At 53.2% G+C, this 24,540-nt stretch carries 17 protein-coding genes and 1 pseudogene; 11 read left to right on the top strand and 7 right to left on the bottom strand.

The genetic code is table 11. The annotated features are described in order from the left end of the window. Nucleotides 1-256: 256 nt before the first annotated feature. Together AArcCO_RS04930 and AArcCO_RS04925 are read left to right on the top strand one after the other, a co-directional pair. Nucleotides 257-1,849, top strand: a complete 1,593-nt coding sequence (locus AArcCO_RS04930) for a hypothetical protein (protein WP_259535322.1) — start codon at nt 257-259, stop codon at nt 1,847-1,849. Between the two features lie 3 nt (nt 1,850-1,852). After that, the gene (locus AArcCO_RS04925; RefSeq protein WP_259535321.1) at nt 1,853-2,971 is read left to right on the top strand and encodes a WD40/YVTN/BNR-like repeat-containing protein; all 1,119 of its coding nucleotides are present in this window, start codon (nt 1,853-1,855) and stop codon (nt 2,969-2,971) included. Between the two features lie 14 nt (nt 2,972-2,985). Here AArcCO_RS04925 and AArcCO_RS04920 read toward each other — a convergent pair whose 3' ends face one another. Beyond that, on the bottom strand, nt 2,986-4,149 hold the full coding sequence (locus AArcCO_RS04920) for a glycosyltransferase family 4 protein (RefSeq protein WP_259535320.1): 1,164 nt from the start codon (nt 4,147-4,149) through the stop codon (nt 2,986-2,988). A gap of 737 nt (nt 4,150-4,886) precedes the next feature. Between AArcCO_RS04920 and AArcCO_RS04915 the strand changes: the two genes are divergently transcribed. After that, the gene (locus tag AArcCO_RS04915) at nt 4,887-7,844 is read left to right on the top strand and encodes a hypothetical protein (protein ID WP_259535319.1); all 2,958 of its coding nucleotides are present in this window, start codon (nt 4,887-4,889) and stop codon (nt 7,842-7,844) included. 30 nt (nt 7,845-7,874) lie between these two features. Here the strand turns inward: AArcCO_RS04915 and AArcCO_RS04910 are convergent, their stop codons facing one another. The 3 genes and pseudogenes from AArcCO_RS04910 to AArcCO_RS04900 form a co-directional block, all read right to left on the bottom strand. After that, on the bottom strand, nt 7,875-9,740 hold the full coding sequence (locus tag AArcCO_RS04910) for an asparagine synthase-related protein (protein WP_259535318.1): 1,866 nt from the start codon (nt 9,738-9,740) through the stop codon (nt 7,875-7,877). Between the two features lie 63 nt (nt 9,741-9,803). Continuing rightward, nucleotides 9,804-10,151: a hypothetical protein gene (locus tag AArcCO_RS04905; RefSeq protein WP_259536538.1), complete on the bottom strand. Its 348-nt coding sequence runs from the start codon at nt 10,149-10,151 to the stop codon at nt 9,804-9,806. Nucleotides 10,152-10,178: 27 nt separating this feature from the next. Then, nucleotides 10,179-10,781, bottom strand: a pseudogene (locus AArcCO_RS04900) (glycosyltransferase family 2 protein); the annotation flags it as partial. Between the two features lie 117 nt (nt 10,782-10,898). Between AArcCO_RS04900 and AArcCO_RS04895 the strand changes: the two are divergent. Further along, on the top strand, nt 10,899-12,464 hold the full coding sequence (locus tag AArcCO_RS04895) for a hypothetical protein (protein ID WP_259535317.1): 1,566 nt from the start codon (nt 10,899-10,901) through the stop codon (nt 12,462-12,464). Nucleotides 12,465-12,490: 26 nt separating this feature from the next. On the opposite strand, the gene AArcCO_RS04890 is transcribed toward AArcCO_RS04895, so the two are convergent. Further along, nucleotides 12,491-13,705 carry a glycosyltransferase gene (locus tag AArcCO_RS04890; RefSeq protein ID WP_259535316.1) on the bottom strand — a complete coding sequence of 405 codons (1,215 nt, stop codon included), beginning with the start codon at nt 13,703-13,705 and terminating at the stop codon, nt 12,491-12,493. A 421-nt stretch (nt 13,706-14,126) separates the two neighbouring features. Between AArcCO_RS04890 and AArcCO_RS04885 the strand changes: the two genes are divergently transcribed. From AArcCO_RS04885 to rfbB, 4 genes are all read left to right on the top strand, one after another. Beyond that, the gene (locus AArcCO_RS04885) at nt 14,127-15,200 is read left to right on the top strand and encodes a glucose-1-phosphate thymidylyltransferase (RefSeq protein ID WP_259535315.1); all 1,074 of its coding nucleotides are present in this window, start codon (nt 14,127-14,129) and stop codon (nt 15,198-15,200) included. Between the two features lie 283 nt (nt 15,201-15,483). Beyond that, nucleotides 15,484-16,041: a dTDP-4-dehydrorhamnose 3,5-epimerase gene (gene rfbC / locus AArcCO_RS04880; protein ID WP_259535314.1), complete on the top strand. Its 558-nt coding sequence runs from the start codon at nt 15,484-15,486 to the stop codon at nt 16,039-16,041. 3 nt (nt 16,042-16,044) lie between these two features. Further along, nucleotides 16,045-17,355, top strand: a complete 1,311-nt coding sequence (locus tag AArcCO_RS04875) for a glycosyltransferase family 61 protein (RefSeq protein ID WP_259535313.1) — start codon at nt 16,045-16,047, stop codon at nt 17,353-17,355. 112 nt (nt 17,356-17,467) lie between these two features. Beyond that, the gene (gene rfbB, locus AArcCO_RS04870; RefSeq protein WP_259535312.1) at nt 17,468-18,400 is read left to right on the top strand and encodes a dTDP-glucose 4,6-dehydratase; all 933 of its coding nucleotides are present in this window, start codon (nt 17,468-17,470) and stop codon (nt 18,398-18,400) included. 165 nt (nt 18,401-18,565) lie between these two features. Here rfbB and AArcCO_RS04865 read toward each other — a convergent pair whose 3' ends face one another. Beyond that, nucleotides 18,566-19,276, bottom strand: coding sequence for a ParB N-terminal domain-containing protein (locus tag AArcCO_RS04865; RefSeq protein WP_259535311.1), 711 nt, complete (start codon nt 19,274-19,276; stop codon nt 18,566-18,568). Nucleotides 19,277-19,385: 109 nt separating this feature from the next. On the opposite strand from AArcCO_RS04865, the gene AArcCO_RS04860 reads away from it, so the two are divergent. From AArcCO_RS04860 to AArcCO_RS04850, 3 genes are all read left to right on the top strand, one after another. After that, a complete protein-coding gene (locus AArcCO_RS04860; protein WP_259535310.1) occupies nt 19,386-20,354 on the top strand; it encodes an NAD-dependent epimerase/dehydratase family protein in 969 nt (322 codons plus the stop codon). 278 nt (nt 20,355-20,632) lie between these two features. Further along, nucleotides 20,633-21,238, top strand: a complete 606-nt coding sequence (locus AArcCO_RS04855; protein ID WP_259535309.1) for a metal-dependent hydrolase — start codon at nt 20,633-20,635, stop codon at nt 21,236-21,238. 362 nt (nt 21,239-21,600) lie between these two features. Then, nucleotides 21,601-21,975, top strand: coding sequence for a HalOD1 output domain-containing protein (locus tag AArcCO_RS04850; protein ID WP_259535308.1), 375 nt, complete (start codon nt 21,601-21,603; stop codon nt 21,973-21,975). A gap of 369 nt (nt 21,976-22,344) precedes the next feature. Here AArcCO_RS04850 and AArcCO_RS04845 read toward each other — a convergent pair whose 3' ends face one another. Beyond that, nucleotides 22,345-24,141 (bottom strand): ABC transporter ATP-binding protein, encoded by a 1,797-nt coding sequence (locus tag AArcCO_RS04845; protein WP_259535307.1) that lies wholly within the window; start codon nt 24,139-24,141, stop codon nt 22,345-22,347. Between the last annotated feature and the right edge of the window lie 399 nt (nt 24,142-24,540).

The raw sequence follows: 24,540 nt of genomic DNA, 5'->3' as shown, positions 1-24,540 counted from the left end.
TCGCCGAATGCATATCAGGGGAAGCAGTGGCGGTCATCGACAGGACACCTCGACGGTTCGGGTAGAATTGTCTGTGTTACTCGTCGGTTTTATCGGGTTACTGTCCGGGATCACGATCGCTCACTTCTCGCCTGCCGATGGATACGAGGTGTCGCTATACGCGTCGACACCGCCGGCTGTATGGATCGGCCTGATTATCGCCTATGCCGCCGCAGCGGTAATATCGGTTCATACTGCACGTGTCGTGATCTGTCGTTTGGCGCTGTTCCTCGGGGGAGTTACGACCCTCGTCATCGCCGCGTTACCAGTACTTCGTGGCTACCGGTTCTATGGGCAATCAGATTCACTAACGCATCTCGGCTGGGTTCAAGATCTCGGGACGGAGCGACTGTCGTTTCTCGAGTTCTTTTATCCGGGAACCCACACGATCTCGGTGTTTTTCGCCGAGACGTTCGCATTGTCGTATGAAGCGGCCGCACTGTTGATGATCGTCACGATAGCCGGACTCTTTCTCCTGTTCGTTCCCCTCGCTGTACGGGCCCTGACGGGAGATCGTCGATCGACTATTATCGCCGCGTTTTCGGGATTCCTCTTTCTCCCGATCACGAATGTCAGCGGGGGGATGATGTACCACACCTTCTCGCTCGGTGTGCTGTTCTTTCCGCTGGTCCTCTTTTTGATCGTCAGATCGCTGTACGAGCCAACTTCGACAGGGATCGGTCCGTTTCGGATATCGAGCAACGCTATCGTGCTCTTCCTTTCCGGAGTGGCATTGTTGTTCTTTCATCCCCAGATCACGCTGAACCTCCTGATACTCCTTGGAGCGATAAACGTCTTGTACGTCTACGTCTGGCTACGGTCGTCCGATACAATTGGCGTTCTCAGTCCGAACGCGCTGGTTTTCGTGGCACTGGTTGGTGCGTGGGTCCTCTGGATTACGCAGTTTCCGACGGCGTTCGTTGTCGGCGAAAACGTGGTCGACGCTATCCAAGAAATGTATTACGGAACCGGGGAAGTCGGATCGACTGTCGAAACACAAGGTCAATCAGCGGCGGCGGTCGGAGGGAGCATCCCCGAGCTGTTTTTCAAACTGTTCTTCGTCGGAAGTATCTACACGACGATCGCGATAGCGGTCGTGATCGCCTCGTTCCTGAAGTGGGGAACTATTGACTCGAAAACCCGGTCGATCACACTGTACGTCGGGTTCGCCACTGCAATACTCACGCCGTTTTTCATCGCTCACTTCCTGGGTGACGTCTCACATCTGTTCTTCCGGCACGTTTCCTTCGGACTGGTACTTTCGACGGTGTTTGGAGCGATCGGTCTCTTCTGGATGTCGAGCGTTCTCGGCGAACAGTTCTCCAAACCGTCTGTTCGAACGCTCGGAATTTCGCTCCTGGCAATTGGGCTGTTGGTGTCGCTGATCGTAGTGTTCCCATCACCGTACATCTACCAGCAAAACCATCACGTCAGCGATTACGAATACGACGGATACGCGTCGGCATTCGAACATCACGACGAGGCCCTGGGATTCAGTGGTGTCCGAAGTTCACCACATCGTTACAGCGACGCGCTCGTCGCCGGTGAACGGCCCGGTCTCGAAGGGGCAATCACAGACGAGGAGTTGCGCGCGAACCCGGCACTCGCCCGCGACACCGACTTCTATCTCCCGATAGCGAAATCGGACCGGGACCGTGAAGTGATCGCCTACAGGGAGTTGCGATACAGCGAAACGTCGATCGATGGCCTCGAGGGAATGGAAGGGGTTCATCGAATCCAGACGAACGGAGAGTTCACTCTCTACTACGTGAGTGGCGAAACCTTCCAGAGTGAAGCGCCCGGTGACTAACCGATGCGATTACAGGGCTGTGTCGATGGGCGGCTCTACGGAACAGTCGGCCGGACACTATTCGTCGAGCGCGAAGCGGATGGCGGGTCGTTCCAGCGCCGGGGAACGATCCCGGGCCTGACCAGTGGACGATCACAGTTCAAGGAATTTCTACTGGATAGCGACTACACCCGTGGGCTGCTCGAACGAATCGTCGGGGATTTTTCTGTCGCCACTGTCCAGGGAGTTTCTCGAAAGTCGTACGTCGCCACGGCCGGACGCCAGCTCTCGATTTCCCACGACGGTGGAAAGCGATGGCAACCCAAACGGGCACTCCCTGAATCCTCCCCACCGTTTGGTGCGTTACCGTCCGCGATCGAAGCTACTGACGAAAGGATTTACGTCGGCGAATACCCCCTGACTTCCGATCAATCGCCCGGTGTACTCGTCTCCGACAACGACGGTGAAACCTGGCAACGGATTCCGATTTCCGACGTTCGGCACATTCATAGTGTTCAAAAGGATCCGTACAGCGACGAGATCTGGATAACGACGGGTGATACGGACGACGAATGCTGGATCGGTCGACTTCGAGATGGGCGGTTCGAACCGATCGGTGGGGGCTCCCAACAGTGGCGTGCGGTCGAACTCGCGTTCACCCCGGACGCGATCCTGTGGGGGATGGACTGTTCGTACGCCGACCAGAACCGGGTGTTCCGTCTCGAGCGTGAAACACTCCCGTCGGAGGCGATCTCAAAACGTCCCAGAACAGTCCACACGGTCGACGGGTCAGTGTTCTACTCCGCCTCGGTAGAACGCGGGGGAGACAGGTGGATTGCCTTCTCGACCGCGGCGGAACCGAGTACCGACAGCACAGCTCCCGAGCGGTCGGTTCGGAGGAGCGAGTCGGCAGGCGTCGTCGTTTCCTCGTCAGCGTCAGACTTCACAGACTGGCAGGAACTCCGGCGATATTCTCGACGCCAGGTCGTCGGCGACAGGATACCGGGGAATGTCGTCCCGAAAGCCAGCGCCTACGTGTATCTCGCAGCCGACGACGAACGCGGCCTCTTTCTCAATCCGTACAACACGTCGCGGTCGAGCGGATCGATCGAACGGATTCCGATCGATCAACTCCCGAAGTGAACTCCACACGCTCCTCAGGAGTACGAGCGTGCGAGTACACTCGTTACGTACCGCCAGTCTTCGGATGCAGCCCGTGAGGAGAACCGGTCGCGCACGCCGCGAGCATTCCGTCCGAGTCGGTCCCGCCGGCCGGGGGCGCCCAGCAGTGCTTCGATCGCCGTAGCGAACTCGTCAGCAGTGGCCGGATCAACGAGAACGCCGTTCCAGTCGTCCACGAGGAGGTCAGAAACGTTACCGACCGGCGGTGCGACGGGGACGGTACCGCTCGCCATCGCCTCGACCAGCGTCAGCGGGAGTGCGTCGCGTTTCGACGTCAAGACGAACAGGTCGGCGTCAGCGTACCACGGAATCGGATCGTCGACCCATCCTGGAGTGTGGAGAGTATCCTGGAGATTGCGCGCAGCTATCCGTCGTTTTACGGCTGATAGCATTGGACCGTCCCCGAGCATGACGGCCCGAACTGACGGGTCACGGTCCCTGAGGGCCGCAACTACGTCGACGAACAAGAGCGGTCGCTTTTCCTCGGTGAACCGCCCGACCCAGAGCAGGTCGTACCGAGCGTCCGTCTCCCGGCCCGTCGCGGGAAGCTTTTCGACGTCGATCGGGTTCGCGAGAATCGCGGTTTTGTGGGACGGAAGGCCGATCAGATCGTGCAGCCGGCGTCTGTGTGTCGGGCCGGGGACCGTTACAACGTCGAACTGTCGGATGAGAACGTGAACCGGTCGCCGATACCACGCATGGGCGTGGACATCGATGTCACAGCCGATAATGCCGAGATGGGCCGGTACACCCATCAATCGGGCGGCAAACAGTCCGAGACAGCCGTGCGGAATAAGGGAGATTGAACAGACCGCGTCGTAGTCGCCCCGGACGCTTTCGAGGACAACAAGCAGTGACATCAAGAGCAAATCGACGATCCGTATTCCTGTCGATGGAGGCGACAGTTGACGAACGCCGGTGACGTCCGGGTTTGGTGCGGTACAGACGAGCGTCGTCTCGACGACGACAGCCAGTGGTTTCACGTGGCGATCGATCTTTTCGACATTCGTCGGGCCGTAGACGAACAACACTCGATCGAGTGATTCTCCGTCTGGTGCGGGTTCGTCTCCTGGAGCCCGACTGCCGACTTCCTCGTTTTGCCACGGATCAGTCCGATATCCACCTTCGGCCGACGCCATCGTCTAAATCCATCGGACGAGTTGGTTTTGTTACGTTGATCCTACCGATAGTTTTGGAAGTGACCAGAGAATACGCTTCGAACAGTTCCGGCCGTGAGTCAGTAGCACAACTAGTGTGGTTTCATCCCGGGGACGAATGAGCCATTCTGGACCAGAAATCTACGCGGCGAACTGTTATTGGTAGCTTAAACAACGACAGAAGGGCGCTATCATGCAATATCGATGATCGTCCTGCGTGACGATATATCACCCATGTGTTAGTGGACTGAACAATATCGGACAGGACTCCAGTTCGGCCAGACGGATACAGAATCGGGCCTGAAACGATAATGCCCGCGTTAATTAATATATAATACTTATATGATCTCCCCCATTTCCGGCGGAGTACAGGTTTTATTTAATGATATTCAGGTTACGTTCCTTCCTCTTTCAGGTATCTCAAATTGACATTCACGAAGTCGGAAACATATCATTAACAGAACATTTATATCGGTTAAGCCTTGACTACTGAATGCATGGCACGCAAGCTGGCACGCAAGCGTGGCCCCGATAGCGGCAGGGCTACCGACGACGAGGAACCGGACGCAGAAAATAGCAACGCGGACGCGAGTGCGGGCAGTTTACTCAACAGACGCGACTACGTGAAATTGAGTGCGGCAGCGACGGGGGCAGTTCTCGCCTCTTCGGGGTTAGGTTCGGCGGCAGAGGAACGGTACGGGATTACGTTCGATCGAGTGGTGAACGCAGTCGACGACCTCGGAATGGATCCAACCGGGAGTGAACCGATCGACTCCGCTCTCTCGGCAGCGTACGAAACCGGAACGCTCATCGAATTCCCTCCCGGAGATTACCGCGTCGAAACCGAAACGGTGATCGGTCCGAGGGCAAGCAAAAGCAGATTCGGTATGGTCGGTCTGGGTGACTCCCACAAAGACGTTCAGTTCCACTTTCCAAACGGTGATAAAGAATACGACGGATACTGGTTTATTCATCAGGATGGTGGCGAGGACTGTGTTCTCGCCAACTTCTCCATTCAGATGACAGACGACCATGTCACCTCAATAAACGTTCGCTTCGATTGTGCCGACGGGGCACTCATTCAGGACGTTGAGTGGCTCGGTTTTGTCCCCACAGCATCTCACTCATACGGTCAACTGCTAACTTGTTACACACCTGAAGATAGTGGTGCAACGACTGATTCAGTCAATACGCTCCGTCGTGTGACCATCGGGCGGGGTGGAGCAGCTCTCGCCGGCCATCGGAGCCGTACCGGGACTCCACCGGGAACGACGTACATTCGAGTCTATCCGGATCACGTCGGCGAAATTGTCGTCGAAGACCTCCACCTCGAACAGAGCGGTGGAAATGCGTTCCGGTCTACCAATAATGATGGAGTCATAACGGTCAAAGGTGGATTATTTAAAAACAATGATATTTCAAATCTGCGGCTCCAAGGCGGTAATCATCCAGAGAAACGGTCTACGGTCACGGGAGCACGCGTCGTCGTAGACCACGGCGACGTGCCGTATCCGACGGGTGAAAATGGCTTTTTCCACGGTATGGGTATTAACATCGACTCGCGGGTCGGCGGAACCGACCTGCTCATCGAGGATTGTGAGTTCATTTGTAACGAGATAGACATCAAGGATCAAACCGACGGTAAGCCGCATGGACTTATCCGCCTTACGCGGACAGGATCTTCGAATCCTGGCGGCGTTACGATACGGAATACCAAAATATACAATAATACGAGAATGCAGACCCTTTGGTTCCAAAGGGCCGAAGACGGAGCTAACGAACCCATAGAAGTGACGCTGGATAACGTCAATATAACGGTGGATCACGACACGCAAACAGAAGGAGCGGTCTGTGTGATCAACGAAAGAGATGGGTCACGGATCACCGACTCCTGTATTCACGCGCCCAACGGAACAATCGACGGGATCGCATTCACTAATTGTGATAACGTGGTCGTCGAAGATTCGAACATCAACGTCGGTGGTGAAGCCGTGGACTTGACGGACACCGACGGAAACATCCGGAATATTAGCCACAGCGACTCCTGTCCCCTCCCATCCCAGAGCGATACGGACGATGGGAGTGACGACTCGTCGGACGATTCCGACGACGATGGTCTAGCAGACGATGGATGGACATCCTTCGTGATCGACGGATTCGACTCGGACACCCGCGGAGAGTACGAGTTCGTCGTCCACGGTGAGGCTCGGGAAAACACCGAACTGAGCGAGTACGGGACCGTTGGTACTGTCGAATCGATCGACGACGACAGAACCCGAGTCGCCGGCGCTATGCGGTCTGGCGTCGACGCCTTCGATTACGACGGCTGTATCGAAAGTTTCGCTGCTGGACCGGACATGAATTTCGAGCGCGACGGCGAAGAAATCTCCAGGGACGAAATCGTCGACTGCGACCACGACCTCGGAAACGATGACGAGGAAGAAGATGGAGACGACACCAACGACGATCAGGACGAAGACGACGATGCCCCCACGAACGGAGAGTGGCAATCGTTCGTAATCAACGGTCTCGACTCGAACACTAGCGGCGAGTACGAGTTCGTCGTCTACGGCAACGCGCGTGAAAACACCGAACTAAGTGAGTACGGGACGGTTAGTACTGTCGAATCGGTCGACGACGATAGAACCCGAGTCGCTGGCGAAATATGGTCTGGTGTCGACGCCTTCGATTACGACGGCTGTATCGAAAGTTACGCTGCGGGACCGGACATGAATTTCGAGCGCGACGGCGAAGAAATCTCCAGGGACGATATCGTCGACTGCGACCACGACCTCGGAGACGATGACGAGGAAGAAGAAGACGGAGACGACACCAGCGACGATCAGGACGAAGACGACGATGCCCCCACGAACGGGGAATGGAAGTCATTCGTAATCGACGGGTTCGACTCGAACACTAGCGGCGAGTACGAGTTCGTCGTTTATGGTGACGCGCGAGAAAACACGGAGCTAAGTGAGTACGGGACGGTCAGCACAGTCGAAGCCATCGACGGTGGAAAAACCCGAGTCGCCGGCGAGATGTGGTCTGGCGTCGACGCCTTCGATTACGACGGCTGTATCGAAAGCTACGCTGCAGGGCCGGACATGCGGTTCGAGCGCGACGGCGAAGAAATCTCCAGAGACGAAATCGTCGACTGTGACCACGAAGTGGAACTCGATCACACCCTGTGGGTTATGGGAACCGGAACCACGTCGAGTTTCAACGTCACAGTGGATGGCAACTTGATCAGTGACCCGTCCTGTGAGATATCCTGTGAAGATTCAATTTCGGGAAGTAGCGCCGAAGACGCGGTGAATTCCGAAACCGCCAAGTTCCAGTTCGACGGGGAGATCACAGACTTCTCGTTGGACGGTGAAGCAGGAATTTATCTGGACGGAAACCAGGTCGATCCCGAACTGCTGGGTACCGAAGAAGACCCAGTTCTTCCAAACTGGTTAACGGTCGACGGACTCGAGGACGAAACCTCCTACCAGTTTTCAGTGACTGGAAACCTCTACAAATCACCCGATCTCGGTCCTGTCGAAGCAGACGACGTCATTACCGACGGGATGGTCATCGGGTCGGTTACTGACGACGTCGACGGCTACAGGTTCAGTGGCGACCTGACCATGTTGCGCGTCCAGGGAACGGCGGACGTTCAGTTCGACGAAGAGTAAGTAGTGCATCCTGCCCCCCAGCCGGGGGAATTACGAGTACAAAACCTCATCAACGGAATCGAAACACGGATCATCGCACAAAATTTCGGCGACAGCGGAGGTCATCGTGAGAAGATTAAACGCCTGTTGACTGTTACAGGAACTACGGTCGGCACCGATTCGGGCGATTTCTCCTTCCATGAAGATATTGCCCATCTCTTCACATTCACGTACCTGTGTGAGCAGGAGTCGAGCCACGTTCTCGTCGTAGTTGTCGAGGAGTTCACGTCGATAGATCGAAGTGACGATGTCCTCGATACGGGGATGAGCAGCGAGGAAAGAGAGGCTCCTTTGGACACCGGGGTACAGCGGAGAAGCCATGGAAACGTGAAAGTTAGCGTCCTTCAGTAGGGTAGCCTCCGGCCATAACTGGCGGAGGAACGCCCGATAGAGCCGATTGTGTTGCTTTTGCTCGGCGGGGATAGCCATCGCCTTTCGAAAGAACGGGAGTGAGTAAAACGGAGAGGTCGACCAGAAGTATGACCGATTGCGGTCTTCCCCTTCATTGAGCCAGTTAAAACCCCGCTCACGTATTTTAAACCCCACGAACATATCAGAGGGGTTGGACTCTGGATACGATTGAAAGCGCGCAATCACCGAGTCTCGAAGTTCCGCCTCCGAAACGCCAGTCAGAGTAATAACGCGTTTGAGGGGGAAAACGATACTTTCCGCTCGGAACAGGTACGAGACAAGTTCCTCAAAGCTCTCGATTTCTTGAGGCGGAGAGAGGTCGGGAATAGCCTTGTCACCTCCATCTCCAGTGACGTAGGTGATATCTGAGCCGAACTCTGCCCGAAGACGACGAAAGAAGTCAAGCGTTTCTGCGTTGGTGAACGGATTCATCCCTCCTTTCATCGATAACAACAGTCGAAAGTCCTCAGAAACAGGGGATGAGAGGACGAATCGGTGCCAATCGACCCCGAGGGCATTGGCGGTTTTCCGGGCGATCTCGACGTCAGCAGTCGTACCGGACCTATCATCGGTGGAGGCAGGAGCGAACGTAGCTGCCGAGAATGAGGATCCGCTTGAGTGGTATCCTGCCGCGACTGATCGGGAGTCGTGACCACCGCTCAATGAGACGACCGTTGACGTTGCGGAGTTTGCTCGGTGTCTGCAGGACTGTTGGAAAGACTTCGCGAGCAACCTGGCGTTTTCCTCGACGGAACGTTTCTCAGCCAAGGTTTTCCCGAAATCAAACCAGTGTAGCCGTTCACGTTGGAGACCAGATTCAGGGAGATATCGAAGGAGTGAGCCGCCGTCAATTTTGTCTACGCCCTTCCAGAGTGTCCGCGTACCAAGAGGAAAGCCGAATAGGAGAGATTGAGCAATTCCGAGCCGATCAATATCGATTCCGTCAATACATTCGCGTAGGAATTTATTCTCGCGAGTTATGATAATTTGCCCATCCCTTTCTGAAACGTACAACGGAAGGCGCCCAAATACGTCGTTAACTATCCCAACAGTTCCAGAGTCTTTTTCCAGAGCATAAACGACGAAATCTCCGTCACTGCTGCCTATCCAATCACTAATCCATTCGCGCCGGTTGCGGATTACGTTTTCCCCGACAGTCAGAAGGTCTGACCGAGAAAGGTCTGTCGCGTACTGTTTTCCTTCGAAACAAACAAAATACTCGTCGTCTTCAACGGTTCGGATCGGATAGCTCGCATAGCCCGAAACACCGATTTTGACATCAGTTCGGTCGACGATAACCTCCTGTTCGTAGTCTGGAGCGTGTTGAAGTGCTCCGAGGGTTTCATAAAAACTCGAATCAAGTGCTTCCGAGCTTCCGACGGAATCCCCGCCCTGATCTGGAGCGGAAAATTCGGAACGCGGGAGCCAGACGGTGGTTCCTGGCATGGTCACATATGCTCACGTTCACCGCTTTGTTATTGCACTCTTAGACCCTCTTTGCGGAGGATTTCACGAAAACATACCGGTTTCGCCGCTGAGATTCTGCTTGAGACGCCGGGCAGATCCGAACGTAATCGGTCCACCGACAGCCAAACACAGGTACAAATAGGTCTTCGGGTCGAACGGATAATACACGAGTGCGAGCAGGAGATACTTGACTGACTCCCGATAGTATCCATTGGAGAGTCCTGAAAACGCTAGTGTCCGCGAGAGAGTGGCAACGAACCTTCGTTCAACTAATAATCCCTGTTCTGCGGCCAGGGACCGGTGCTTCTCAAGGAATCGATGGAAGGATACATCGCGCTTTGTTTCGAAATCGTCGCTTATTCGACCGTTTGCATCGACTCGTCGTTCCACCAAGATATCCTCTTCCGAAGCGAATGTACAATGTTGTGCGAGCCGGAGATACCACTCTCGATCCTGCCAACTAGGAAATGTTTCGTCGAGAAACCCCGCTCGAGCGACCACGTCTGTCCGCACCATAATTCGCGAAAACGATCCGACAATACTCCCATATAATAGGGGTTTGATGGCATTACCGTTGATGGATGGCCGAGAAATTCCGATCTGATTACCGTCTTCGTCTACGATTCGGCTACCGACAGTAACTACCCCTAAATTGTCCGGACCTTCGTTAAATCGGTATACCTGTCGACCAATTTTTTTCGGTAACCACTTGTCGTCATCATCGAGAAACGCGATGAACTTCCCGTTAGCCTCACGGATACCAGTATTTCGTGCAGCGTTGGCACCGCTGTTCTCATCGTGACGGATACATCGGACCGAGAATATTGATCCGGTATTTACCTCCGCTAATATGTCCGCAGCTGGTCGGGGTGAACAGTCGTCCACTACCACGAGTTCGATGCGAGGATACGTCTGTTGTCGTACGCTTCGAACAGCTTCCGCTAAGAATTCGGGACGATCATAGGTAGGGAGGACGACGGAAACCAGAGGGACGTTTCCCAACTCTCGGTCGACAGTCATCGGGTCAGCAAAATGCTGTCGTGGCAGACGCTTAGTTAAGTATATTGTATAAATAATAACCCCCACATAACAAAATTGTTCGTTTGGGTAAAATACTACATCAAGGAAAGAGACGTAATGCGCCGTCGGAAAATTCTTCAAATGCTTGCGGCAGGAGTTGTTAGTCTGAGCGGCTGCACAGGCACCCCACCGAGTGAAATCAGTGGAGACCAGAGAAAGGCGTCACCAAATCAGCCGATCCAGGAGTCACAAACTCCGGCTGTGATGGACGATAGAAGGGACGAAAAACTGGTCGAGGACGACTTCGAGTTCGATCGTGTTGTGGATGCGGTCGACGACCTCGGTATGGATGCCACCGGTGAGGAACCCATAGATGATGCGCTCGCTGACGGCGTCGAAACCGGGACACTCATTGAATTCCCCCCAGGGGACTACACGGTCGCCCAAGAGGCACCCACAAATCCACCGTATAACCCATCCCGATTTGGCATGGTTGGTCGCGGGGAATCTCACACCGACGTCCAGTTTCACTTCCCGAATGCGTCTGAAAAAAAGGGATTTTGGTTTTTTTATCAAGCGGGAGGCAAGGACATTCTGCTCAAGAATTTTTCAATTCAGTTGACGGACGACAGGGAGACCTCAGTGAGCGTGAGGTTCGACTGTAATGACGGGGGTCTCATAGAAGATGTCGAATGGTTGGGGTTTATTCCGGCACAGAGCAAAGGATATGGTCAACTGATACGGTGTAACGTTGCCGAGACTACCGGTGCAAACATCCACGGCGTCAACAAACTTCGCCGCCTGACGATTGGACGTGGCGGTGCCTGGTACGGGGGCCATAGATCCCGAACCGGAACGTCTCCCGGAACGACGTACATTCGCCATTATCCCGACCACATCGGGGAAGTGATCTACGAAGATTTACACCTCGAACAGAGTGGTGGAAACGCGTTCCGATCCACGAACAACGAAGGCGTTATTACAGTAAGGGGTGGCTTATTTAGAAACAACGATATTTCGAACCTTCGTCTTCAGGGAGGAAAGCATCCCACAAAAATTTCGTCGGTAACTGGCGCACGTGTGGTTATAAACCACGACGATATCCGTTATCCGACGAAGGGATCCAAACCCCGTCACGGAACTGGAATTCACATAGACTCTCGAAAAGGAGAGTCTGGAGTGGTTTTCGAAGATTGCGACATCGAGTACTACAACATCGACCTCGATGAAAGGCACGAGGGACCTCCGAACGGAGTAATCAGACTTTCTGACACGGGCGTCTCAAATCCCGGCGGATTTACGATGAAGAACTGTCGGGTATATAACAACACCACGGCGCAGACATTTTGGCTTCAATCGATTAAAGCCGGTGCCGAAGAACCGCACGGGGTGACGTTAGAAAACGTTGACGTGACCGCTACAGCTGAAACACAATATCAAGGTGCAGTTATTGCGGTCCAGACCGGGAGGAACAACACCAGGATAACTAACTGTTGTATTCACGCACCGAATAGTGCAGTTGACGGAATAGCGTTTGAAAACTGTAACGACGTGATAGTCAGGAACTCGAATATCAACGTGGGAGGACTGCCGGTCCGCTTCACGAACTCCAACGGGACCGTCCGAAATATTAGCAATCGTAGTTCGTGTACGGTCCCCAATAACGTCGAATCTCAAAACTAACGGGCAGATGGAAAATCATCGAGGGCCTATTTATTGTTAGGAACTGGTGTTTCGACTACTGAATCCCGAGCCATTTCGAATGACGCAACGAGGTTTTCCACTTGCTCAGTTACGTTGAATACCTCAACAACCTTATCTCGTGACCGATCGGCGTAGACCGACCATTCTGAGTCGTTTCCTAATAGTTCTAATACCGCTCTGGCTGTTGCTTCCGGCTCCCGCGGCTCGGTCAACAGCCCGTTCGTCCCGTGGTCAACGAGTTCGGGAATTCCCGATATTGTCGTCGAAACTGGTGGTGTTCGCATCGCCATCGCCTCCATCAACGACACCGGTATCCCGTCTCTGTCCCCCGATTCTGCGATGACGCAAGGGAGCAAGAAACACCTGGCCTGGTCATATTCGGTGAGCAACTGTTCGTCGGAAACGTTCCCCAAGAACTCGACATTTCGCTCGATACCCAACTCCGACACCCGCTGTGAAAGGTGCTCGAATTGTCGCCCCGTTCCAACGATGTGGTACTCGACGTCTGGAACTTCCCGAGCGACAACGGCAATCGTTTCAAGAGCGACATCCACACCCTTTTTTTCATGAAGCCGAGCGACAGTGAGAACCCGATTGTCGATGACCTGATCACTCGGAGAAAATTTGTCGGGTCGTATCCCAAGGTAAACGACATCAATCGGTGTACTCGGTGCGAATCGTTCGGTAATGTATCTCTTATTGTATTGCGATATTGTAATTATTCGATCGGCAATTTCGAGCAGGGTACCAGTGTGAGGCCCGGAGTCGCGGTATAGATCGTACGCATGAGTTGTGAGAGTAAACGGGACGTCGTAATACGAGCTGATATACCCACAGGGAAACGTATACTCAATAGCAAAGTGGGAGTGCAGACAATCGATTTCCCAGTCTAACTGTTCGATGAATTCAATACACTGCTCCGTCCAGACAGCGTTTCCGATATTATCTTTAGTTGATATTTCTTTCGAATAAACTTTCGGAAGAAATCGTGATAGAGTTTTGGAGAATATCGTTTTCGGGAGATCCGTGTATTTTGGATGTTCAGCGTACCTGATGGGAATATCTAGCTCTTCGAATTCCTGGTGTGTGAGCGGATCGTCGGCGGAGTTCAATGCGAATACTGCAACGTTGTGACCCAGTTGGTTCAGCGTATGAATTTCATTGAGGACGAAACTTTCAGACAGTTTTGGAAACACCCTCAAGTAGTATAGGACGTTCATATGATAATTAGAATTTCGTCCTATGAAACTTTGTTAACGGGGTCTTTCTTGATCAGCAACCTCAAGAATAATCAGAATATAGTAAGTTCTAGCTCGTTTATTCATGATGGCACCGTCCATTGAACCCGAGGAAGGGAGGTTCTCGGTAGGGGAAGGATGAAAATAGCGAATCGAAGGAGGTGATAGGAAAATCAGAGAGCGACTTAGTTAGCGTCATCGGTCAATTGCCCAGTAACCGGAGCGGTAAAGCGACTACTAACAATGACACCAGAAGGTTAGTAGCGGATATGTGGACCGACCCGTCGAATCGACCGGACGGAGGAATTCACCACCAGAGAGGAACGTTCGAGGCAATCAGGCCCAGTAACGTTGCAAAAATGTCACCGATAAATAAGCGGTTCGACATACCGACGGGGGACAGATGAAAGGTGTTTTGTTATCGGGGGGGACAGGAAGTCGCCTCCGACCAATTACTCACACCGGCCCGAAACAACTCATACCCGTTGCGAACAAACCGGTCCTCCAGTACGCGATCGAGGACCTGCGAGAAGCAGGCATCACCGAAATCGGGATCGTCCTCGGGAATAAGAGCCGGGAAGAAGTTCAACAATTTTTGGGGGACGGTTCGAAGTTCGGTGTTGAGATCACGTATATCGTTCAAGGTGATCCACTCGGTATCGCACATGCAATCGGCTGCACGCGAGACTTCATCGGAAACGACGACTTCGTGGTGTACCTGGGAGACAACATACTCAGACAACCGATCGAACCGTTGCTCGACAGTTTCAAGCGGGGTGAGTATGCTGGGGGCATCGCTCTCCAGGAGGTGGACAATCCCGAGCGGTTTGGTGTGGTCGACCTGGACGAGGACGATAACGTCGTTCAGATCGTCGAGAAACCGGATGACCCGCCAAGCAACGTCGCGATTATCGGGATATACATCCTGTCTCCGTTAGCCTTCGAAGCTATCGAGGAGATAACGCCCTCGTGGCGAAACGAACTGGAAATCACGGATGTATTTCAGTGGCTCATAGATCACGACGAGGTGATCGACTCCCATACGGTGGAAGGATGGTGGAAAGATACTGGAAAACCCAAAGACATCATCTCTGCCAACCGACTGATTCTCGGTGAGATGAGTTCCTCGATCGACGGGACGATTGAAGAGGGTGCCGAAACGATGGGGACGATCGAGCTGCACGAGACAGCGACGGTGGAATCCGGGGCGGTCGTGCGCGGTCCCGTCTCTATCGATGCCGGGACAGTGATCAAAGACGAGACGTATCTGGGACCGTACACCTCGATTGGACCGAACTCGACGATTGAAAATACGCACATCGAAAACAGCGTTATCGTGGGGAACTCCACTATCAGAACGTATGATAAGATCGTCGACAGTCTCATCGGGCAGGGAACAGACATCAAAAACGGCAACGACAAAAAGCCGGAAGGTCGCCGACTTGTCGTCGGTGAAGATTCAAACCTGGGGTTCTGACGATGCAAATCACAACACTGACCTGTTCAGAATGCGGGACGATCGTAGCGGAGAATGTACTCGAAGAAGAGCGAGTCATGAAATGTCCCTACTATGAGTGTGAGGAGATACTGTCGTTCGAGGATATACAGGAGAAAAAGAAGGTTTCGCTCAAGTCGCGAGGGAAATCGAAATGACGCTCCGTTTCTGTTGTGAATACACGTGACGTCGACGTTCGCTGCGGGATCGCCTCCAATAGAAACTCTATAACTAACTTTGCATATCTGGTTCGTTAGACATAATCGTGCCATTCGAGTTTTCTGACACCGAGCTCCGTGGATTGAAAGCGATCAAACCCGAGGTATTTGAAGACGATAGAGGGCTGTTCATGGAGACGTACAAACGGGAAGCGTTTGAAGAGGCAGGAATTGATGTGGGATTTATTCAGGACAATTTTTCCAAATCAACGTCGAATGTGCTTCGGGGACTCCATTATCAAACGGGCGATGCTGCACAGGCAAAGATAGTCCAGTGTACCGCGGGGAAGATATTCGACGTCGTCGTCGATCTCAAGAAAGCATCGCCGACGTTCGGGGAATACACCTCGACAATCCTCTCTGAAGAAAACAAACTGATGTTATACGTTCCTCGTGAGTATGCCCACGGGTTTCTGACACTGAGCGATACCGCGAAAGTCCGGTATAAGGTCGATAATGACTATCGGCCGAACAGAGAAGGAGGGATAATTTGGGACGACCCCACGTTGGCTATTGACTGGCCATCTGACGATCCGATTCTGTCCGAGAAAGATCGGAACTGGCCGACACTGGAAACCGCGATTGAAAACGACCTGGTGTTTTAAACTATGCTTTCGATACTATCGCTGGGCCGCGTACGGACCGCAGAGATTGCCACGAGGTCGACCAGAAAAGTCAAACAGGACGGCGTCGGGAGTTTTCTCAAGGCGGCAACGAACCGTATCGTAGATGTCTCGAACGTCTTGCTTTTCAAAGCCCTATTTGGTTCGCTGACGCGTGAGGAGATGATCCAGGGGGCAAAAGAGAGTGGTGGATATTGGGAATACGGTTCAGCTGAGGAAATAGAAATCAAGCCCCAGGCAGACAAGACCCTGGAAGACCGAAGCGTCCCTGATCTGTTTGCCGAATATGCAGGAACGTATGACGTGCGACGACCATTCGTTTGTGAACTAAATGGGGGGCTCCTGATCAACGCCGCCGATCCTCTCGTGGTGGATCAGAATAGAAACGTAATCATGGAGACGGAGAAACCACTATTCGGGGCTCGGAAGGGGGCGTCTCGGGCGGATACGCCATTCCATAAGCGAACAGAGTATTCTGACCGTTCGACCAGCGATAGAATGGGGCAGCTGTGTCGAGGATACGTACAGTCACGTAGTCGATTTCACGAACAGGCGCGATTCGACTCAGTTTTTCCATTGTTTCGACGAGACACGAGCTACGGTCACTGGGTACTGGATCAGTTGCCGACCCTCCGTGGACTCGAACACTACAAAGAGATGACAGGGCGCGATCCAACTGTTATAATAGAGTCGGATCCCCCCGGCTGGATTGAAGAAACGCTCTCTCTCGTCGGGGTCGATTCCGCCGTCCCGTTAGCGGTGCCAGTTGCGAAAGCTGATCGGTTGATCGTTTCGTCATGTCGTGAAAGTATCCCGAGAAACCAGTCAGTGTATGAACCGTCGAGAGAAGATATCGCCTGGCTGAGTCGGGAAATGAAGTCGCGGGCGCCACCCACCACTACGGAACATCCTGACCGAGTCTATGTGTCACGGGAGAACCTTGCTGATCGCGGCCGGTACGTCAGCAACAGGGAGGACCTGAAACGGGTGCTGGACGAGTTCGACATTACAATGTGTACCCCAGAAACGCTTTCGATCGCCGAGCAGATTGCGCTCTATGAGAATGCAGAGATTCTCATCGGACCACACGGGGCGGGGTTGACGAATATGATCTTCTCGAGTGACACCTGCGTTATCGAACTACTCAACAAATCATACCCCTCATATCAGCACCTGGCCCAGTTGTGCGGTCATGAGTATCACTATTTGCAGAGTGAAGGAGAACGGGGTCACCACACCCCTATCGAAATTGACGTTGCTGAATTGCGGGAACTGCTAAAACGGGCGTCCACATGAAACATGTTAGAAAATAAACTATTCCAGGGCGAAATCCTGTATATCGCCATCTGCTGTTTCATTCAGGTCGGCGAGAACCACTATCAATAGGGAGAACGAATACAGATATTGTATGAAAATTCTCGTCACAGGCGGAGCCGGGTTTATTGGATCGAACTTCGTTCAGTACATGCTCACGGAACACGATGATGTTGAGATAATTACGCTGGACGCCCTGACATACGCGGGCTCGAAAGGAAATCTCGAACCAGTGATTGACGACCCGCGTCACACGTTTGTGGAAGGCGATATACGCGACCGCGATGTTGTTGCAGATCTCGTTGCTGACGTCGATGTCATTGCCAACTTTGCCGCGGAATCCCACGTAGATCGATCAATCGACGGCTCGAAGCCGTTCGTGACGACGAACGTCCAGGGGACGCAAACACTCCTCGACGCCGCAAAAGAAACCGGCGTCGAACGGTTCCTCCAGATTTCGACTGACGAAGTGTACGGCCAGATTCTCGACGGGAACTTCTCCGAGGACGATCAGCTCAATCCTCGCAACCCGTATGCAGCGACGAAGGCTGGTGCTGACCTGCTCGCACAGAGCTTCCACATCACCCACGACGTCCCCGTGGTTATCACGCGTACGTGTAACAATTTCGGGCCCCGCCAGCACCCGGAGAAGCTCATTCCAAAGTTCATCCAAAACGCTGCAGTCGGAACTCCGCTCCCGGTATACGGCGACGGTTCTAACGTGCGGGAGTGGATCTACGTCGAAGACAACTGTCGCGCACTCGATCTGGTTCTCAGGGAGGGTGCTGTTGGAGAAATATATAACATCGGCAGCCACATAGAAAAGACGAATCTCGAAGTCACCGAAGCGATTCTGGATGTCGTCGGGGCAGATGACGATCTAATCAAATTTGTAGAGGATCGTGCCGGCCATGACCAGCGCTACGCACTCGAAACGGGGAAAATCGAAGCGCTGGGCTGGGAACCAGACTATACGTTCGAACGGGGGCTCGAACGGACTGTTAATTATTACCTGGATGAGGGCTGAAAGGAGCCGGGGAGCGAGGCGTCGGCCCAAATAGCGGGAGTAAAAGCTCACGGTCACGTTGACATCCGTTTGTAGGTTAATCGCGAGGTTTTGTGACTGTTCAACCGATACTTGACAGTCACCGCTACAAACAGTGCCCGGAGATCAAATCAGTACACTGCGGTGTTACTGGAACGTTTCCCGGAGGTCTGGGTGGTCACGGAGCTCTTCGTGGTTTGCAGGAAAACCAGTATCAAAAATTTCGGCCCGTAGTTCTTGCCACTTTTTGTGTCTGTACTGAATTCGTACCGGAACTTCATCCACATCTGTGATACGTGCTATTGTTAACCGATGGTTGCCGTGTTTCACAATCAGCTCCCCATCCCTGCCAACGTGGACTTTTAACACAGAGGACATATCGTACCCGTTTTGGGTTATGTCCTCATACAATTCGTCGAGGCTGGATAGATACCGCTTGAACCCGCGAACTGTTTGAGAATTGCTGACTGGGCCGAAGGTTTCACCCGATTCTAACAGTTCCATCCCTGTCTGATAATAAACCGTATCCTCCCATTTTTTTCCTTCCTCGAAGCGTTCTATTAATCCGTAAAAGAATCCTGCTTGCCAGTGAGATTTGTTCAGATCCCATTCCCCATCAATAATCCCGTAAGGAGGAGCGTCATCGGGTATGTGTTTTTTCCCGATACGGTAATCAATCTCTGTCGGGTCAACGTAGAGGATTTCTCTCGGCTTGGGTCGGATCTCTCCGTATTTGAACCAGAGTTTGGGTTTATCGACTATATGAAATCGAAAGAACCTGTGAGACAGTCTGGAGAGTTCTCTTGGACCCTCCTCCCGGAGGATCTCGAAGGCGATCTTCGGGTGAGCGCCCGGCATATTCGATTAGGTAAAACGTTGACCGGGTAATAGTTAATCGCCGGATGGGAGGAGGCCCGAACTCGTTAAATGATTCATTACCAAACGGGTAGTGATTAAAACAGATCCTATGCAGAACTGGAACTCTGAAAACGTGTTAATCACGGGGGGGCTCGGGTTCACCGGAAGTAACCTGGCCAGTCAACTGGTAAATCAGGGAGCGAATGTTACACTACTGGATATCGTCCGGAGCGAAGAAAAGCTTCACAGTATTCGGCATATCCGCGATGAAGTACGGGTCATCGATAGTGACATCCGTGATGGCGAGATCGTAGACAACGCCGTCACGGAGACGGACGTGGTCTTCCACCTGGCTTCAAAGACCAGTCGAAGTGAGGCCAACGAGAACCCCAGAGAAAATCTCGAGATCAATTGTCGGGGGCCGTTAAACGTCCTAGAGTCAGCGGCCAGTTGCGAGGATCCACCGCACGTGATTTACGCCAGTTCACTGGCTGTGGTCGGCAACGTTTCGGAAACTATTGACGAATCTACCGTGCCGAACCCTGTTGATATGTATGGGATCAACAAGGGCGCCGTCGAAGAGTATTGTAAACTCTACACGCGTATCAAAGACGTTCCGACAACTGCCGTCAGGCCAGCAAATCTTTATGGCCCCCATGCGCCACTTTATGCCACCGGATACGGGATTATCAACCAGTTTGTGGGCGCGGCCCTCCGTGACGAAACCCTTCCAGTATTTGAACCGAGTGACACGAGAGAGTTTCTCTACATTGATGATATGGTAGATGCTCTAACCCGTATCGCCGGGGATCAGACGGCGTTCGGTGAGTGCTATGTACTGAGTACAGGTCGGTCACTGACAATGAAACGAGCAGCTGAAATGGTTGTAGATATCGCTGGCAGTGGTTCGATAGACCTCGTGCCGTGGACCGACTCGTGGCAAGAAATCAGACGCGGGGACGTCTCCACTGATCCATCAAAGATCGAATCTGAACTGGGTTGGACTACGAACGTCTCCCTGGAAGAAGGTCTCGAGCGCACGTTCGAGTTTTATCGCGAAAACGACCGTTACCTGTGAGAGAACCACTGGGATTCTGAACCGGGGATTGCGGTGTTCTTCGGTGGAATTCACGGTAGACCAGTAGTCGCGTAGCAGTTTTGCTAGTGGCATACTGAACCGAACGTGGAAGTGAGAGCCAGTGAATTCTCTAGTGGGTCGAACTGTGTTTTTTCCCGGGGAGAACTGGCAATCGGTCCTCCGTTGACCGTGACGTCGTAGAGAAGGTACCTGCCAGTTGCACGGCGTGGATATTATTTTGCCGTTAAATAAGCTGCACCGGGGCATAGCCCGTTCCGATGTGGCCCTGGGAGCACGTGTTTTTTGCGTACGTCTTCTATTCGATTTATCGACACCTCAAATACGGGGACTCCCCGTCGGGACCTGCGACGGTCGCCCTCGCGTTCGGGTCGGTCCTCCCGGATCTGATCGACAAACCGCTCGCCTGGCAGTTCGGAATCGTCGAATCGGGCTACACCGTCGGTCATTCGATTTTGGTGACGGTTCCCCTCCTGTTCGGAATCTACCTGCTGGCTCGGCGTCGTGACCGTGCCCGCGAGGGGGGCGCGTTCGCAGTCGGATATTTCCTCCACATCGTCGGCGACGTGCTTCCGATATCTCTTCGTCGAGGAGAGCTGTACGTCGACCACGTCCTGTGGCCAGTTGTCGTCGTAGATCCCACACGCACCCACTACGGGCTCACAGACGGCGTCGCGTATCATCTGACCATGTACGTGCAAGGACTCGTCGCGCTCGAAGTAACGCCAGTGGTCGCGTTACAGCTCGGCTCCCTCGTCTGTGGCCTGCTCCTGTGGAGAGTCGACGGCTACCCGGGAGTTCGCACTGTCATTGACGGCTTCGGTTCACTCGTGCAGGCCGCACTGGATGTCTCCAGACACGGGTGACTGTCTTGCTCGTGGGGCGTTAACATTGTTTAAGTACACGTTATAGAACGATAACTACTTTTGATAGACATATAATAACCCCGATGTTAAGGAGAAAATATCCAACCACTGAAAGGCAGTCAAGTAGGTAAATGAAGTTTTTATTCTTGGAATTTCTGATTTCATATCTTTACAGTCACGAATATGTAACTAAATCAGGAATAGAAAGAATTATTTATATTATGGTCAACCTAACGACTGCATGGCACGCAAGCTGGCACACGATCAATGGAACGTTATCCTCGAGGCAGGCGGGGTTCCAGACGAAGACACAGAGACCCCTCGAGCGACGACAGTGAAACGAACTGACTGCATTCTTGACGATGACGACCACGCTCATGAGTGACGTCGAGGATGTCTCCGTCGCAGGTTCCGTTGAGTCGCCACCTGGATTCGAGGATCAAACACCGATCTATCGGGACAGGTACGACCCGACGAAAGACGGAGAACTCGCGACGTATCTGACCGTATCAGTTGCGAAGGTGATGGGCGTCGACCCCCTCGACATCGAAGCGGTCGAAAAGCTGCCTCCAATTTACGACGCTATCGACGCCACTGCGGTACAGCGTCTGTTTTTTGCGGGAGACTGCGTCGGAGTTCAGCGAAACGAGATTCGAGGTGCCGTAACCTTCCCGTACGCCGGTCGCGTGATCCACATACGCGCGGACGGTACCGTCTCAGTCTACGAATCTGGGTAAGAGATCGGTCTATTCCCGCAGTTAAGACACGTCGTCGACGTGGTAATCCGTGTAGCCGGATTTCCCGACGACGTCCAGTGGGCCGTCGCCAGTCCAGTCTTTCTGCTTTCCCTCACGGGACAAACACCGCGGGAGATCGCGAACTGCTCATCCCCATCTCCAGGGCGCCCACAAGAGACAAGCTGAGGTATTGCTGACCCGTGCAGAGTTTGTCTCGACAGATGGTTTCGCTATGATCCACCCGTCCATCGAGCGGGTGGACTATCAGCCTGTTCGCACCGTCACTCCGGACGTCGAAGAGAAACGTTAGCTCCTGGACGACGCCCTGTGAATCGGTCTCTGCCTCACAACGCCGTTTCGGACACAACGCTACGACTGAATTGCGTACAAGTTTGCGTAGCGACCATTCTGATTAATCAATTCTTGATGGGTGCCGACCTCCGTAATTTCGCCATCTTCCATTGTATATATGCGGTCCGCGTTCTCTACGGTCGACAACCGGTGGGCAATCGCAATCATCGCATAATCCCGATCCATCGCTTCGATCGCCCGCTGTACTTTCTGCTCCAGGTGCGAATCCAGATCGCTCGTCGCCTCGTCCAGCAACAACAGGTCCGCATCCGTCAACAGCGCACGGGCCAGGGCGACACGTTGTTTCTGTCCTCCCGAGAGACGAACCCCGTCGTCGCCAAGCTGGGAATCGTACCCGTTCGGTAACTCCTCGAAGAACTCGTCTACTTTCGCAATTCGACAGGCTCGATCGAGCTCGTTGCGTGTCGCCGTCCTGTTGCCGATCGTGAGGTTGTACTCGAGCGTGTCATTGAAAATGAACGGGCTCTGCCGAACCACCGCGATTCGTTCGCGCCACTCGTTGATGTCCATCTCGTCGATCGGGATCCCGTTGGCTCGAATCACACCGTGGTCCAGCCGGTACAATCGAGCCAACAACGATACGATGGTCGACTTTCCGGCTCCCGACTGGCCGACGAACGCGACGAATTCACCCTTCTCGACCTCAAAGTCGACACCTTTGAGTACTGATTCCTCATCGTCATACGAAAACCACACGTCGTCGAATTCGACGTGTCGAATCGCGTTCGGGACCGAAGTTTCTGCGTTGTTCACCTCTTCTCGTTGGTTCAACTCTTTGATGAACGTCTGCGTCCGGATGAGATGAGGCAAATTGTTTTCGATTTTGTAGTACAGTTTATTCAATGAACTCACTTTGGGGCCGAGTTGATACATGGCGAACAAAAATACACCGAGGGCACCAATAGACAGATTCGCAAGCGTAAGCGCCAGATAGATCAACACGAAAACCGAGACTGCAACTCCGAGATTGTAGAAGCTACTGATTGCTGCCTCGTTTCGCCGGAGTTTGATTTTGTTTCTCGTATACCGATCGACAGCATTCGTGAAATCCTCGAACAGTTCCTGGGTGAGGTTGAAAATTCGGACGTCGCGAACCCCTTGCGTCCCAGCTTGTGCGGCCTCCTGGCGTCGTTCGTTCGCGTCAGCGACGATATCCCCGAGTTCGTAACCGGGCTCGACGACCCATCGAAGGAAGACTGTCAGAAAGCCCAGAATACCGATCGCCATCAACGTGAGTAACGGTGAAATGATGAGTGCGATTAACAGATACACCAGCGACAAGAACAACCGTTCCATGAATCGAACGGTGTGTCGGATGACGCGGGCTCCGTATCTCGTTTCTGTGATGATCGCGTTCAAAATGTCATCAGATCCTTCTTCGTCAAAATATGCGACGTGGGCATTCAGTGCGCTTCCGTACGCCCGGTTTTGAAGATCGCGGATGTAATAGTTTGTCAGCGCCGCCTGAAACCAGCCGACGAGAAAGGTCGTCGTGTATCGAACGATCATTACTCCCGTTACTCCGACCACGACATAGCCGAGAGTAAACGGGATTCCGAGCGTCTGATAGACCAGGACAAAATACTCCAGAAACCCGTCGGCCTCCGCGACGGGATCTTCAAGTTGCACGATCTCGATGATCGGCAGGATGAAACTCAACCCCACGCCTTCAAGGGCTGCAGCCAATAGACCGAGTGACACGATCACTAGAGTGAACTTCGGATCAAACCTGGCCACGTCCAGGAGGGCATTCAGTTTCTCGCGTCGAGAAACGTTCTCGATGTCGTCTACCATTAATACGATTCTGTGGGGTATGTTGATACATTACTACAGACCTCCTAACAGGGAGATTGCAAAAGTTTACGTCACGGTCTACACCACAGGGAGACCATTGAGTAGGATCTCTTTTCGTGGTTTCGGGGGCTGTGGATCCGAGAATCATCAGTTCGCAATCGTCGGGGCGAAGTGACTGTGGTGTCGCCGTTCGTAAGGATCAGATTTGCGGCCAAGAAGACGTTTCTCTGTCTGTTGGGAATCCATTTCGTTCGTTTTGAGCAATCCACAGTTCACACTCCTCCACCTTGATTAGTATTCGTTGGGGTAGACAGCTCAAAGGCAACAAATGACATTGGCTACTCCTCCAGTGGGCGTCCTCCACCAACACCTTTCGATCCTGGCTCGACCGGAGAATAA

Origin of the sequence: Halalkaliarchaeum sp. AArc-CO, from assembly GCF_024972735.1 — an archaeon.
In the GTDB taxonomy this organism is placed as follows: domain Archaea; phylum Halobacteriota; class Halobacteria; order Halobacteriales; family Haloferacaceae; genus Halalkaliarchaeum.
Note: the sequence above shows the minus strand (reverse complement) of the source record. Positions and strands in the feature narration are given on the sequence as shown.

Excerpts from the sequence above, each read along its gene's own strand:
- AArcCO_RS04845 (WP_259535307.1), bottom strand. The coding sequence starts at position 24,141 with ATGGTAGACGACATCGAGAACGTTTCTCGACGCGAGAAACTGAATGCC.
- AArcCO_RS04855 (WP_259535309.1), top strand. The coding sequence starts at position 20,633 with ATGTGGCCCTGGGAGCACGTGTTTTTTGCGTACGTCTTCTATTCGATT.
- rfbB (WP_259535312.1), top strand. The coding sequence starts at position 17,468 with ATGAAAATTCTCGTCACAGGCGGAGCCGGGTTTATTGGATCGAACTTC.
- AArcCO_RS04895 (WP_259535317.1), top strand. The coding sequence starts at position 10,899 with ATGCGCCGTCGGAAAATTCTTCAAATGCTTGCGGCAGGAGTTGTTAGT.
- AArcCO_RS04875 (WP_259535313.1), top strand. The coding sequence starts at position 16,045 with ATGCTTTCGATACTATCGCTGGGCCGCGTACGGACCGCAGAGATTGCC.
- AArcCO_RS04850 (WP_259535308.1), top strand. The coding sequence starts at position 21,601 with ATGACGACCACGCTCATGAGTGACGTCGAGGATGTCTCCGTCGCAGGT.
- AArcCO_RS04910 (WP_259535318.1), bottom strand. The coding sequence starts at position 9,740 with ATGCCAGGAACCACCGTCTGGCTCCCGCGTTCCGAATTTTCCGCTCCA.
- AArcCO_RS04925 (WP_259535321.1), top strand. The coding sequence starts at position 1,853 with ATGCGATTACAGGGCTGTGTCGATGGGCGGCTCTACGGAACAGTCGGC.
- AArcCO_RS04865 (WP_259535311.1), bottom strand. The coding sequence starts at position 19,276 with ATGCCGGGCGCTCACCCGAAGATCGCCTTCGAGATCCTCCGGGAGGAG.
- AArcCO_RS04860 (WP_259535310.1), top strand. The coding sequence starts at position 19,386 with ATGCAGAACTGGAACTCTGAAAACGTGTTAATCACGGGGGGGCTCGGG.
- AArcCO_RS04920 (WP_259535320.1), bottom strand. The coding sequence starts at position 4,149 with ATGGCGTCGGCCGAAGGTGGATATCGGACTGATCCGTGGCAAAACGAG.
- AArcCO_RS04890 (WP_259535316.1), bottom strand. The coding sequence starts at position 13,705 with ATGAACGTCCTATACTACTTGAGGGTGTTTCCAAAACTGTCTGAAAGT.
- AArcCO_RS04885 (WP_259535315.1), top strand. The coding sequence starts at position 14,127 with ATGAAAGGTGTTTTGTTATCGGGGGGGACAGGAAGTCGCCTCCGACCA.